The sequence below is a fragment of the Variovorax sp. KK3 genome, assembly GCF_001984055.1.
Lineage (GTDB): Bacteria > Pseudomonadota > Gammaproteobacteria > Burkholderiales > Burkholderiaceae_C > Variovorax.
Genome location: NZ_LYVO01000004.1, coordinates 1 through 12,526, shown reverse-complemented (window position 1 = coordinate 12,526; position 12,526 = coordinate 1). Strand labels below are relative to the sequence as shown.

10 protein-coding genes are annotated in these 12,526 nt (G+C 69.1%); 6 read left to right on the top strand and 4 right to left on the bottom strand.

All coding sequences use genetic code 11. The features are described from left to right. Position 1 precedes the first annotated feature (1 nt). Entirely contained in the window at positions 2–337 is a 336-nt protein-coding gene (locus B0W80_RS03010; RefSeq protein ID WP_076997629.1) for a helix-turn-helix domain-containing protein, read from the bottom strand. Further along, positions 318–698, bottom strand: coding sequence for a type II toxin-antitoxin system RelE/ParE family toxin (locus B0W80_RS03005; RefSeq protein WP_076997628.1), 381 nt, complete (start codon positions 696–698; stop codon positions 318–320). The genes B0W80_RS03010 and B0W80_RS03005 overlap by 20 nt, the downstream gene beginning before the upstream one ends. A 117-nt stretch (positions 699–815) precedes the next feature. Here B0W80_RS03005 and imuA point away from each other — a divergent pair, with 117 nt between their 5' ends. The 6 genes from imuA to B0W80_RS02975 all read left to right on the top strand — a co-directional run bounded on the left by imuA (position 816) and on the right by B0W80_RS02975 (position 9,846). After that, complete coding sequence (gene imuA, locus B0W80_RS03000; protein ID WP_076997627.1) at positions 816–1,637, top strand: translesion DNA synthesis-associated protein ImuA; 822 nt, start codon at positions 816–818, stop codon at positions 1,635–1,637. Then, on the top strand, positions 1,606–2,952 hold the full coding sequence (locus B0W80_RS02995; RefSeq protein WP_076997626.1) for a hypothetical protein: 1,347 nt from the start codon (positions 1,606–1,608) through the stop codon (positions 2,950–2,952). Before imuA ends, B0W80_RS02995 begins: the two co-directional genes overlap by 32 nt. A gap of 9 nt (positions 2,953–2,961) precedes the next feature. Next, on the top strand, positions 2,962–6,294 hold the full coding sequence (locus B0W80_RS02990) for an error-prone DNA polymerase (RefSeq protein WP_076997625.1): 3,333 nt from the start codon (positions 2,962–2,964) through the stop codon (positions 6,292–6,294). 203 nt (positions 6,295–6,497) lie between these two features. Beyond that, on the top strand, positions 6,498–7,517 hold the full coding sequence (locus tag B0W80_RS02985; RefSeq protein WP_076997624.1) for an aromatic ring-hydroxylating dioxygenase subunit alpha: 1,020 nt from the start codon (positions 6,498–6,500) through the stop codon (positions 7,515–7,517). 56 nt (positions 7,518–7,573) lie between these two features. Next, positions 7,574–8,782 (top strand): ABC transporter substrate-binding protein, encoded by a 1,209-nt coding sequence (locus B0W80_RS02980; RefSeq protein WP_076997623.1) that lies wholly within the window; start codon positions 7,574–7,576, stop codon positions 8,780–8,782. Next, complete coding sequence (locus tag B0W80_RS02975) at positions 8,779–9,846, top strand: xylose isomerase (RefSeq protein WP_076997622.1); 1,068 nt, start codon at positions 8,779–8,781, stop codon at positions 9,844–9,846. Before B0W80_RS02980 ends, B0W80_RS02975 begins: the two co-directional genes overlap by 4 nt. On the opposite strand, the gene B0W80_RS02970 is transcribed toward B0W80_RS02975, so the two are convergent. Next, a complete protein-coding gene (locus B0W80_RS02970; protein ID WP_076997621.1) occupies positions 9,847–10,638 on the bottom strand; it encodes a TetR/AcrR family transcriptional regulator in 792 nt (263 codons plus the stop codon). A 113-nt stretch (positions 10,639–10,751) separates the two neighbouring features. Further along, the gene (locus tag B0W80_RS02965) at positions 10,752–12,257 is read right to left on the bottom strand and encodes a caspase family protein (protein WP_076997620.1); all 1,506 of its coding nucleotides are present in this window, start codon (positions 12,255–12,257) and stop codon (positions 10,752–10,754) included. Positions 12,258–12,526: the final 269 nt, after the last annotated feature.

Genomic DNA, 12,526 nt, shown 5'->3' with positions numbered 1-12,526 from the left:
GTCAGGCCATCGCCAGCATCAGATGTCCCGTTGCAGCGGCAGTCGGCTTCACCTTGATCTCGATGTCGTAGCCGAGCCGGTTGAGGCAGTCCATCAACTTGCGCTCGGAGACATTCGAGAACTCGCCCCGCATCAGCGCCGAGACCTTGGGCTGCGAGATGCCCATGCGCTTGGCGGCCTCGCTCTGGGTGAGCTGAAGGCGGCGTATGGCGCGGTTGATCTCGATGGCCAGGCCGGACTTGATCTTGAGCTTGTCTGCGTCGGGCAGTTCGAGGTCGGCAAAGACGTTGCCTGAGCTTTCCATCACTTCGAGGTCTTCAACGATCTGCTTTTTCATTGCGCCATTCCTTGATCAGCGCCTCGACGGTCTTCAGCCGAGAGCGAACGATGTCCATGTCTTGTTTCGGTGTGGCGATGCCGCTCTTGCTCTTCTTCTGGAAGCAGTGCAGGACGAACACCGCTTCGGCGAATTTGACCGTGTAGACGGCCCGATACGTCCCGGCCACATCGTCCTCGACGATCTCCAGCACGCCCGCGCCTGCGAATCCCTTGAGAACCTTGGCAGATACATGCTGTTCGCCATGCTGGGCGAAGTCGAGTGCATGGCCAAAGAACTTTCGGACTTCGACGGGCAGGGTGAGCAGATCTTTCTTGCTGCTGCCGAGCCAGAACAGGGGTTTTTCTTTTGAAACAGGCATGCAATTTATCCCATTAATGGGATGAGCGGGAAGAACCCCGAGCGCCGTGCCGGGGCTTGCAAAAACAGTGGCGCGCAGCCAAGGATACTGTATGAAAATACAGTTAAATAAGACACCATGGCCCTCCCTTCCTTCGACACTTTCTCAGCCGCCGCGCGCCACAAGTTGTGGAGCGGGGATGCGCTGGGCCGGGCGGATGGGCAGGTGATCGGCACCGGGCATGCGGCGCTCGATGCGGAGCTGCCCGGCGGCGGCTGGCCGGTGGGGGCGATGACGGAGCTGCTGCAGGCCGAGCCGGAGGCCCATGCCTGGCAGCTGCTGCTGCCGGCCTTGGCACGTGCGGTGGAGGAGCGTTCGGGGCCGGTGGTGCTGGTCGGTGCGCCGCAGGAGCCTTTTGGCCCGGCGCTGGCTTCGCAAGGACTGCCGGTGGAATCGCTGCTATGGGTGCGTTGTGAAGCTGCGTCGGCCAGGCTGTGGGCTTGCGAACAAGCCCTGCGCTGCGCCGACGTGACGGCCGTGCTCGCCTGGCTTCCTCAAGCCCGGGTGGGCGAGCTGCGGCGGCTGCAGCTGGCCGCTGCGCAGCACGAGGCGCTGCTCTTCGTGCTGCGGCCCGACACGATGGCCCAGGCGAGTTCGCCGGCGCGGCTGCGCTTGCAACTTCAGCGCTGCGAGGAAGACGCGACGCAGCTCGACGTGCATGTGCTCAAGCGCCGCGGCCCGCCGCTGGCCAAGCCGCTGCAGCTGCCGGCCCGCCATGCACGCATGAATGCGCTGCTCGCGGCCGGCCGGCTGCGGCGCCAATGGCAGCGGCAGCAGGACGTGGCGGCAGAGCTTCCGGTGGGGCGCGGTGCGACCGTCGTGCGCCTGAGCCCTCGGCAGCCGAGCCCGCCCAACGGGGAGAAAGGCCATGCACTGGATCGCGCTGCGCTGGCCGCCTGAAACCGTTGCCGCCCAGGAGGCGCCGATGCCGTCGATCGAGGCGCTCGGCTGGTGGGCGCTGCAGTTCACGCCGCACGTTGCCTGGGTCGACGAGGCGCTGCTGCTCGAAGTCTCGGCCTGCGAGCGGCTGTGGGGCGGCCGGCTGGGACTGATGCGCGAGCTGGCGGGGCTCAATCCCATGCCCGACGTGCCCGTGCAGCGCGTGCAGGGCGCCACCAGCTTGGTCGCGCTGGCGCGGCTGCGCATGTTCGCGCGCGGCGAACCGCCGCCACGCGATCTGCCCGGCGGCCTGCCGCTCGATACCCTGAGCGCGGCACGCGATCACCTGGGCGTGCTGTCTCATCTGGGATGCCGAACCTGGGGCGATGTCGAAAAGCTGCCACGCGGCGGCCTGGTGCGCCGTTTCGGCCCGGCCCTGCGTGCTGCGCTGGACGTGGCGCACGGCCGCCTGCCCGACAGCCACGAGTGGCTCACGCTGCCCGACGTGTTCGAGCTGAAGCTGGAACTGCCCGCGTTGGCAGAGGGCGCGCCCGAGCTGATGTGGTCGGCTAACCGCCTGCTGGCGGCGCTGCAGATCTGGCTGCGGGCGCGGCAGCGCGGCGCGCTGGCGCTGGAACTGCAATGGACGCTCGACCTGAAGCGGCTGAACGGCATCGATCTGCCGACGCACCAGCAGGTGACGGTGCGCACCGCCACGCCCACGCAGGACATGGCGCACCTGCGGCGCCTGCTGTCGGAGCGGCTCGCGCTCACCACGCTGTCGGCGCCCGCGAGCTGGCTGCGCCTGCGCTCGGTCGAAACCGCGCCCTGGTCCGGCGCCAGCACCAGCTTTCTGCCCGAGGACAACCGCCCGGGCGACCGGCTGCATGAACTGGTCGAGCGCCTGAGCGCGCGGCTCGGGCCGCAGCAGGTGCTGCGCGCGGTGGCGCAGGCCGACCACCGTCCCGAGAAAAGACAGGCCTGGCGGCCCGCGCTGCAGGGCGATCCGCCCGCGGCCCCGGCCGCCGCCACCCAGCCCGATGCGCTGTACCCGCCCTGGCTGCTGCGCGAACCGTTGCGGCTCGACGTGCGCGACGGCCGCCCCTGCTACCGCGGCGTGCTGCGCCGGCTGGCAGGGCCGCAGCGATTGGAGGCCGGCTGGTGGGGCGCGCCGGGGCAGGGCGCCGAGCGTGAGGAGCGTGGGCATCCGGCGGTGCGCGACTACTTCATCGCCGAAAGCCCCGAGGCCGGGCTGGTGTGGATCTTCCGCGAACGGTCTTCGGATTTCCTGGCCGAGGATGCCCCGCGCTGGTTCCTCCAAGGCCTCTACGCCTGAAGCAGCGCCATGCCCGAACTGAGCGATAAGCAGATCCTGAAGCGCCGGCGCGCGGAAGCCGCCGCGAACGCCCCGCCGTCGCAGGCGAAGCCGGGCCCGCCGGGCCTGCCGGCCTACGCCGAACTGCACTGCCTCACCAACTTCAGCTTCCAGCGCGGCGCCTCGCATCCGCAGGAGATGGTGGCGCGCGCCTACGACCTGGGCTACGAGGCGCTCGCGATCACCGACGAATGCTCCGTGGGCGGCGTGGTGCGGGCCTGGGAGGGACTGCAGGAGCACCTGGAGACCCTGGAGCCGTCGCAGCAGCATCCCTTCCGGCTGCTGTTCGGCAGCGAGTTCCGCTTCGCGCGCTTCCGGCTCGTGGCGATCGCGCACGACCTCGAAGGCTGGGGCAACCTCTGCGAGTTCATCACCGCGGCGCGCAACACCAGCGCGCCCAAGGGCGAGTACCGGGTCGACTGGGACACGGGCGACGTGGCCTCGCTGCAGCACTGCGAAATGCTTTTCGTGCCCGAGCGCGTGCCGGGCGGCCTGCCCGACGCCGACGTGCTGTGCGCCGACCTGCAGGAGGCCCGGCGCCGCTTCGGCGAGCACCTGTGGCTCGCGGTCGAGCTGCGCAACGAACTCGACGACGACCTCTGGCTCTGGACTTTGCGCGAGGCCGGCGAGCGCAGCGGCGTGCCGCTGGTGGCCGCCGGCGACGTTCACATGCATGCGCGCTCGCGCAAGCCGCTGCAGGACGTGATCACCGCCGTGCGCGAAGGCCGCAGCGTGGCCGAGTGCGGCTTCGCGCTGCAGGCCAATGCCGAGCGGCACCTGCGTTCGCGGCTGCGGCTGGCGGGGCTGTATCCGGCCGAACTGCTGGTCAACACGCTGGCTGCGATGGAACGCTGCCGCTTCGACCTGGGCGTGATCCGCGAGCACTACAAGTACCCGCTGGAGAACGTGGGCGGCGGCGAGACCCCGGCCCAGACGCTGGAGCGCAAGACCTGGGAGGGCGCACGCATGCGCTACCCCGATGGCATGCCACCCCGAGTGCAGGCCCAGGTGAGGCACGAGCTCGAACTGATCATCGACCTGCACTACGAGATGTTCTTCCTCACGGTCGAAGACATCGTGCGCTTCGCCCGGGAGAAGAAGATCCTGTGCCAGGGCCGCGGCTCCTCGGCCAACTCCGCCGTGTGCTACTGCCTCGGCATCACCGCCATCAACCCCGAGACCGGCAACCTGCTGTTCGAGCGTTTCCTGAGCCGCCAGCGCCACGAGCCGCCCGACATCGACGTCGACTTCGAGCACCAGCGGCGCGAGGAGGTGATCCAGTACATCTACGACAAGTACGGCCGCGACCGCGCCGCCATCGCCGCGGTGGTCATCTGCTACCGCTCGCGCAGCGCGTTGCGCGACGTGGGCAAGGCCCTCGGCATCGACGCGCGCCTGGTCGACGAGTTCGCGAAAGACCACTACTGGTTCGACGACGGCGTGATCCTCGACCAGCGCCTGCAGGAGGCGGTGGAGCGCGCCGGCGTGCAGGCCGACATGCGGCAGCTGCTGCAGTGGATCGAGCTCACGCAGCAGCTGCGCGGCTTTCCGCGCCACCTGAGCCAGCACGTGGGCGGCTTCGTGCTCACGCAGAGCAAGCTCACGCGGCTGGTTCCGGTCGAAAAAGCTTCGATGAAAGACCGCTCCGTCATCCAGTGGGAGAAGGACGATCTCGAGGCCATGGGCATGCTCAAGGTCGACGTGCTGGCGCTCGGCATGCTCAGTGCGATCCGCCGCACGCTGTCGTTTCTCAACGGCTGGCGCGGCACGGCCCTCGAGATGCACCAGGTGCCCAACGACGACGCGGCCATGTTCGACATGCTCTGCGATGCCGACACCGTGGGCGTGTTCCAGATCGAGAGCCGCGCGCAGATGTCGATGCTGCCGCGCCTGAAGCCGCGCTGCTACTACGACCTGGTGATCGAGGTCGCCATCGTGCGGCCCGGGCCAATCCAGGGCGGCATGGTGCATCCGTACCTCAAGAACCGCGAGAAGGTGCGCAACAAGATTCCCATCGTCTATGCGAAGGACGACCTGCGCCCCGCGCTCGAACGCACGCTGGGCGTGCCCATCTTCCAGGAGCAGGTGATGCAGATCGCGATGATCGCCGCTGGCTTCACGCCCGACCGGGCCGACCGCCTGCGCCGCGCCATGGCGGCTTGGAAGCGCAAGGGCGGCATCGACAAGTTTCGCGGCGAGTTGATCGAAGGCATGGTCGAGCGCGACTACGACCGCGCCTTCGCCGAATCCATCTTCAAGCAGATGGAGGGCTTCGGCGAATACGGCTTTCCCGAGAGCCACGCCGCCAGCTTCGCGCTGCTGGTGGTGGTGAGCTGCTGGCTCAAGCTGCACGAACCGGCCTGCTTCCTGGCCGCGATGCTCGATTCGCAGCCGATGGGCTTCTATTCCCCTTCGCAGTTGGTGCAGGACGCGCGGCGCCACGGCGTCGAGGTGCGGCCGGTTGACGTGACGATGAGCGCGCTCGACTGCACCCTGGAGCCCAAGGATGCGCCTCCTTCCTCCCATCCACCGCCACCCATCGCCCCCCGCTTCGCCACCCGCCCGGGCCGCCCCGACCAGCCCGCCGTGCGCCTCGGCCTGCGCCGCATCGGCGGCCTGAGCGAGGCCGGCGCCGAGCGCCTGGTCAAAGCCCGCGACATCGCCGCCTTCACCAGCACGGAAGACCTCGCCCTGCGCGCCGAACTCGACGCGAAGGACATGGCCGCGCTGGCCGCCGCCGATGCGCTGCTGCCGCTGTCGGGCCACCGGCGACAGCAGGTCTGGGACGCCACCGCCCAGCGCCGCGCGCCGGCGCTGCTCAAGGGCGTGCCCATTCACGAGGCCGCCCTGCAACTGCCGCTCGCGCCCGAAGGCGAGGAGATCGTGGGTGACTACAACGCGCTCGGCTTCACGCTGCGCCGCCATCCGCTCGCACTGCTGCGCGCCCGGCTCGATCGAAGGGGTCTCGCCAGCGCCGAGGAATTGCGCAACCTGCCCAGCGGCCGCACCGTGCGGGCCTGCGGCCTGGTCATCGGCCGCCAGCGCCCGCAGACCGCCAACGACACCATGTTCGTCACGCTCGAAGACGAGACCGGCAACGTCAACGTCATCGTCTGGAAGCACGTGGTCGAGGCCTGGCGCGAGCCGCTGCTCAAGTCGCAGCTGCTGGCGGTGCAGGGCACCTGGCAGCGCGACATGGACAGCGGCGGCGAAGTGCGGCACATCGTGGCCACCGGTTTCGAAGACCTGACCCCACTGCTCGGGCGCCTGGCCAGCTCCACCCGCAGCAGAGATTTCCACTGAACCGCAGAGCGCCGATGTGCGCACGCCGATGGCGCATCGGTGCCGCCTCCCGGTGCAAACCCGGTGGCAAAACGCACCGAAATTAAGTAGTCTCTACACAAAATTGTAGAAACGGCTCACCAAATCGCTGGCACGCTTTCTGCGAAGTCTGCTGCGGCAAGACCCCACGCACGAAGGCCACCGGCCCCACGAAGGAACACTGCATGACCGCTTACGCCTACAACGCCTGGTACCCGCTCGCCTGGTCGCGCGACATCGGCCAGGGCATCAGCGCCCGCCGCGTGCTCGAAGAGGACCTGGCCGTCTACCGCGGCGAAGACGGCACCGTCGCCGCACTCGAAGACGCGTGTCCGCATCGGCTGGCGCCGCTGTCGCTGGGCCGGCTGCGCGGCAACGCCATCGAATGCGGCTACCACGGGCTCACCTTCGACTGCAGCGGCAAATGCACGGTGGCGCCCGGCATGGCCCGCCCGCCGGAGAGCTTTCGCGTGCGCAGCTATCCGGTGGCCGAGAGCATGGGCATGGTCTGGGTGTGGATGGGCGACCCCGACAAGGCCGACCGCAGCCAGGTCTTCCACCTGCCGCAGTACGACGACCCGGCCTACAGCGTGGTCGAAGGCGACGCGCTGCCGGTGCAGGCCAACTACCTGAGCCTCGCCGACAACCTGTGCGACCCGACGCACGTCGTCTACGTGCACCAGACCACGCTGGCCAGCGCCGGCCGCGAAGAGACGCGGGTGCAGCACGAACGCCAGGGCAACAAGGTCGTCACCTGGCGCTGGGTCATCGACGGCCCGCTGATTCCCGTCTTCGAAGGGCTCAAGGACTTCGGCGGCAACGTCGACCGCTGGCACTACTACCACTACCACGCGCCCAGCGTCGCGGTCATCGATTTCGGCTCGGCCAAGACCGGCACCGGCGCGCCCGAAGGCAACCGCGACGACTGCATCCAGATGTACGCCTGCCACTTCATCACGCCGGTCGACCAGCGCACCTGCGTGCAGCACTGGCTGTGCCTGCGCAACTCGCCGGCCGACCCGGTCGTCGACGAGCGCCTGCGCAGCAACTTGCGCATGGCCTTCGACGAAGACAAGCGCGTGCTCGAAGCCATCCAGCGCAACGAAGACAAGCCCAAGCAGTGGCACCGCATCCACCTCGGCCTCGACGGCTCCTCGATCAAGATGCGCCGCATCGTCGAGGAGATGGCTTCGACCAACGGTTGATCACCCCGCACTTTCCCCGACTCGTCCCCCAGCCACCGCCAGAAAGGACTCCCGCCATGAATCGCGTGTTCTCCGTCTCCACCCGCCTGCTGGCGGCCAGCCTGTGCATCGCCGGCGCTGCCGGCGCGGCCGCCCAGGGCACCATCAAGATCGGCGAGATCAACAGCTACAAGGCGCTGCCGCAGAACCTGGTGCCCTACAAGCAGGGCTGGATGCTGGCCCAGGAAGAGATCAACGCCGCCGGCGGCGTCAACGGCAAGAAGCTCGAGACCATCTTCCGCGACGACAACGCCAACCCCGGCGACGCGGTTCGCATGGCCGAAGAACTGGTCGCGCGCGAGAACGTCGACATCCTGTCGGGCGTCACGCTCTCGCACGTCGGCCTGGCGCTGACCGACTTCGCCAAGCAGAAGAAGATGTTCTTCCTCGCCTCCGGCCCGCTCTCCGACAAGGTGGTGTGGGACCAGGGCAACCGCTACACCTACCGGCTGCGCTCGGGCACCTATGCGCTGTCGGCCTCGGTCATCGCCGAGGCGGTCAAGCTCAAGAAGAAGCGCTGGGCGCTGATCTACCCCAACTACGAATACGGCCAGGCCGCGGTCGCCGCCTTCAAGGAGAACATGAAGAAGGCCCAGCCCGACATCGAGTTCGTGGCGGAGCAGTCGCCGCCGCTCGGCAAGATCGACGCCGGCGCCGTGTCGCAGGCCATCGCCGACGCCAAGCCCGACGCGATCTTCAACGTGATGTTCGGCAGCGACCTGACCAAGCTGGCGCGCGAAGGCAAGACCCGCGGGCTCTTCGAAGGCCGCGAAGTGGTGAGCCTGCTGACCGGCGAGCCCGAGTACCTCGACCCGCTCAAGGCCGATTCGCCCGCCGGCTGGATCGTGACCGGCTATCCCTACGCCAACATCGACACGCCCGAGCACAAGGCCTTTCTCGCCGCGTATCAGAAGAAGTACAACGACTACCCGCGCCTGAACTCGGTGGTGGGCTACGCCACCGTGAAAGCCATCGCCGCTGGCGTGCAGAAGGCCGGCTCGACCGACACCGAGAAGCTCATCGCCGCCTTCAAGGGCCTGCAGTTCAGCTCGCCCTTCGGCCCGGTGGTGTTCCGCCCGCAGGACAACCAGTCGACGCTGGGCATCTTCGTCGGCCGCACCACGGTGCAGGACGGCAAGGGCGTGATGCCCTCGGGCACCTACATCGACGGCGCCAAGCTGCAACCGGCCGAGGAGCAGATCCGCAAGCTGCGCAATCCCTCATGAGCGAGGCGACCCCGACCCTGCCGCCCATCGGCTGCAATGGCCGCGGCGCGCAGGCCTCGTCGCTCGATGCCCCGGTGTCGCTGACCGAGGCGCCGATCGAGGAGCAGTTCCGACTGGTGCGCGAAGCCGGCGCCTTCGACTACTTCGACCGGCTGCCGATGCCGGGCCAGGTCGACACCTACCTGCGCTGCATCGAACGCTACGGCCTGCCGGTGCACACCGCGAGCTGGTTCTACGCGCTGGGCCGCGACGAGCCGCTGCTCGCCGACAAGCTGCGCCTGGCGGCCGAGGTCGGCGCGCGCACGCACAACATCATGCTGTACTGGCACGACGCCACCGGCCGGCCGATCGGCGACGACGAGGTGGCCGACTTCTACCTGCGCGCCTACGACGAAGGCATGGCCCGCGGCGTCGAGCCGGCCTTCGAGCTGCACGTCAACATGTGGAGCGAAGACCCGCGCCGCGTCGCGCCCGTGGCCGCGGCCGTCATGCGCCGCGGCATACCGTTTCACTTCACGCTCGACTACAGCCACGGCATCTTCAAGATGGGCAACGCGCAGGAACTCGCGATCTGCGGGCTCACCGACGATGTTGCCGCTGGCCGCGCGGTGCTCGACCCGTTCCAGCCCGGCAACTTCGTCGACCAGTGGCTCGACATGGGCATCGTGCGTTGGCTGCAGGTGCGCAGCGTGGCGCCGAACGGCCCGCGCAACCGCTGGTCGACAGGCGATGGCAGCGAGGCCGTGGCAGCCGTGCCCGAGCATTCGATCTTTCCTTACCAGGCCGGCGAGCCGGGCCGCGGCATCCTGTACCCGTTCGCCGAGCCGGCGCCCGGCGAATGGCATTCCGACTGGGACGCGCGCGCGCTGGACTGCACGAAAGAGGTGGTGCGCAAGGTGCTGGCCTGGCACCGCACGCATGCCGATTCGCCGCTGCGCTGGATCACCACCGAGATGATCAACCTGCCCGACTATGCGCACAACGCGCGCTTCTCGCTGATCGGGCAGAACGCCGCCATCGCGCGCTTCGTGCGCGAGACCTGGGCCGCGTCGGGCCCGGCCTGATCAGGCCGCTTTCTTCTTCGCGGCGGCCGGCTTGCGGCGGGCCGCGGTCTTCTTCACCTTCGCCTCCATGCCCGGCTCGACCAGCATGGCGAGCACCGTCTCGCAGATGTGCTCGCCCCAGGCCGTACGCCGCGCACGCGCCATGAGGTCGTGGCCCAGCCAGGCCGAGCAGGTGTATTGGTTGGACACGTAGAAGAAGCCCAGCGACATGATCGTCATCAGCACGTGCTCGGACGACAGGTCGCGCCGGAACACGCCCTCGGCCTGGCCGCTCGTCAGCAGCGTCTCGACCGTCTGCACCAGGGGCAGGGTGGTGCGCTCCAGGTCGACCGACTCGCGCACGTGCCGGCCGCGCAGCAGGTTCTCGTTCATCAGCAGGCGCACGAGGTTCGGGTGCGAGTGGTAGTGGTCCCACGAATGCAGCACCAACTGGCGCATGCCCTCCACCGGGTCGTCGGGCATCACGAACTCGCGCTGCGCGCCGATCATGTCTTCGTAGATCTTGGCCAGCACCGCCTGATACAGGCGCTCCTTGTTGCCGTAGTAGTAGTACAGCATGCGGTCCACCGTGTTGGCTGCCGCGCTCACGCGTTCGATGCGCGCGCCGGCGAAGCCGTGCTCGGCGAATTCTTCGATGGCCGCGTCGAGGATGCGGTTCTCCAGCAGGTCCGAGGTCTCGCGCCGCAGGCGCCGCCGCGTGGGGCCGCCTTCGACCGGTGCGGGGCCGTCGGCGCGTCCGGCGCTGCGCGTGCCGCGGGCGCCGCGGACGGCGGAAGAAGATCGTTCTGACACTCTGGATTCGCTCCTGGTTCTGGGGGCGCTCCGGGCGCTCGGGGCACGCGGTGGCGACGGGCCATTGTCATGCATGGTGCACGCGCGCAGGGCCGCGAACGCCCTCGACATCATCACTGGATCGTGACGGGCTCGGCCCGTGCCTGCGCTTCCCGGGTCTGCGTGCGCATGAGCCGATCGCCGTCGCGGTAGAAGTACCAGCAGCCGCTGTCGGGGCTGCGCGCGTCGCTGAGCCGGCCGGGCGGTGCGGGGTTGAAGCGGGCGCACAGGCTGCCGTCGTCCTTGAACTCGTAGCGGCCCGAGCCGCGGACCGACACGTTGCCCGCGCCGAGGCTGTGGAAGTACACGGTGCCGCCGCTGCGCAGGTCCAACTGGACGAGGCCGCCGCCGTCCTTGACGCCATGGGTCTTGCCCACCAGCAGTTGCTGCAGTTCGTCGCGCGCGAGGAAGTCGCGCGACGACGATGGCGCCAGGGACTGCGGTGGCGAGGCCGGCGGCGAGGCGGGGGGCAGGGGTGCCGCTGCGGGCGGTGGCGCTTGCGCGGCGGAAGGCAATGTCGCGGCGATTTGCGCTTCGCGCTCGCGCTGCGGCCGCGGTTGCGGTTGTGGCTGAGCCGGCGCTTGCGATGGCGCTTGCGATTGATATCGAGATTGCGCCTGCGCCTGCGACAACAGCGTGTCGATGTCCTTCGGCCGACTGTCGCGCCCAGGCGTGGCGCCGGCACCCGGTGCAGGCCCGGCCGCAAGCGGCGGCGCAGCGGCGGCCGCGGGCGGTGCCGCAGCCGCGGCCGGGCTCGTATTCGGATTGAAGCTGAAGTTCGAAGTCAGCGACGTGTTGACCCACGGCAGCTGCCGCTCGCGCGTGGCGCGCAGCACCTTCACGCGGACGTTCTTGAACATCTGCTCCACCTCGAGGCCCGGCACCATGATCTCCTCGGCCAGCGCCTTGGTGTAGACGCTGTTGCTGCCGCCGGGCCCGTCTTCGGCCGGTGCGCCGGGCGCCGAGGCGAAGGCGATCAGCGTGCCGCGCGCGCCCATCTCGGCCAGGCCGCCGGCCGAGCGGACGTTGCGGGTCTTCGCGGCGAAGGGGTTGTCGCGGCAGGCGTCGAGGATCACGATGCGCGGGTGCGAGCCGGCCTTGTCGATGCGGCTCAGGAACAGCTCGTCGATGTCCACCGACTCGTCCTTCACCTCTTCCTGGTCGCGCAGGTTGATGTCCACCGGCAGCAGGTAGTTGCGGCCATCGATCTGCACGCCGTGCCCGGCGTAGTACAGCACGGCCGTCGCATCGTCCTGCGCCACCTGGCGCGCGAAATCGCGCAGCGCGCGCCGGAACAGCAGCACGTTCACGTTGAGCTGCAGGTTGACCTCGAAGCCCAGCCTGCGCAGGTTCGCGGCCATGAGCCGCGCGTCGTTCTCGGGGTTGGCCAGCGGCACCTTGGGGTATTGCGCATTGCCGATCACCAGGGCGATGCGCTTGTCGGCAGCGCGCCCCTGTGCGTGGGCCGGCGCAGGGAGCACCAAGGCCAGCATCAGCGCAAGGCCTAGCACCCACGCCAGGACTTCCGCCAGCGCTTTCGCCGGCGCAAAGCTCGAAGCATGGGCGCAGCGTGCATCCATGGCCCGGACTATCCACCCGTCCGCCTCCGCCCGCAACGAGGAATTGCCGGGGGCATGCTGGCTGCGCGCCTGCTTTTCGCTAACCTAGCGCCATGATCGCCTTCGCCATGCCACAAGCCCCGCTAGCGCCGCCAGCGTCACTGGCACCACATGCCGGCGCGCCCATCGGCCCGCCGCCGCCTGCGCCCGACCTGCCCGTGCCCCCGTCGCCTTCGCCCGCGCCCACACCGCCGCCCGCGGTCGACCCGCCGGCCACCGACCCGCCCATG

Bases quoted from the DNA above. Each gene is read 5' to 3' on its own strand.
- B0W80_RS03010 (WP_076997629.1), bottom strand. From the start codon at position 337: ATGAAAAAGCAGATCGTTGAAGACCTCGAAGTGATGGAAAGCTCAGGC.
- B0W80_RS03005 (WP_076997628.1), bottom strand. From the start codon at position 698: ATGCCTGTTTCAAAAGAAAAACCCCTGTTCTGGCTCGGCAGCAGCAAG.
- imuA (WP_076997627.1), top strand. From the start codon at position 816: ATGGCCCTCCCTTCCTTCGACACTTTCTCAGCCGCCGCGCGCCACAAG.
- B0W80_RS02995 (WP_076997626.1), top strand. From the start codon at position 1,606: ATGCACTGGATCGCGCTGCGCTGGCCGCCTGAAACCGTTGCCGCCCAG.
- B0W80_RS02990 (WP_076997625.1), top strand. From the start codon at position 2,962: ATGCCCGAACTGAGCGATAAGCAGATCCTGAAGCGCCGGCGCGCGGAA.
- B0W80_RS02985 (WP_076997624.1), top strand. From the start codon at position 6,498: ATGACCGCTTACGCCTACAACGCCTGGTACCCGCTCGCCTGGTCGCGC.
- B0W80_RS02980 (WP_076997623.1), top strand. From the start codon at position 7,574: ATGAATCGCGTGTTCTCCGTCTCCACCCGCCTGCTGGCGGCCAGCCTG.
- B0W80_RS02975 (WP_076997622.1), top strand. From the start codon at position 8,779: ATGAGCGAGGCGACCCCGACCCTGCCGCCCATCGGCTGCAATGGCCGC.
- B0W80_RS02965 (WP_076997620.1), bottom strand. From the start codon at position 12,257: ATGGATGCACGCTGCGCCCATGCTTCGAGCTTTGCGCCGGCGAAAGCG.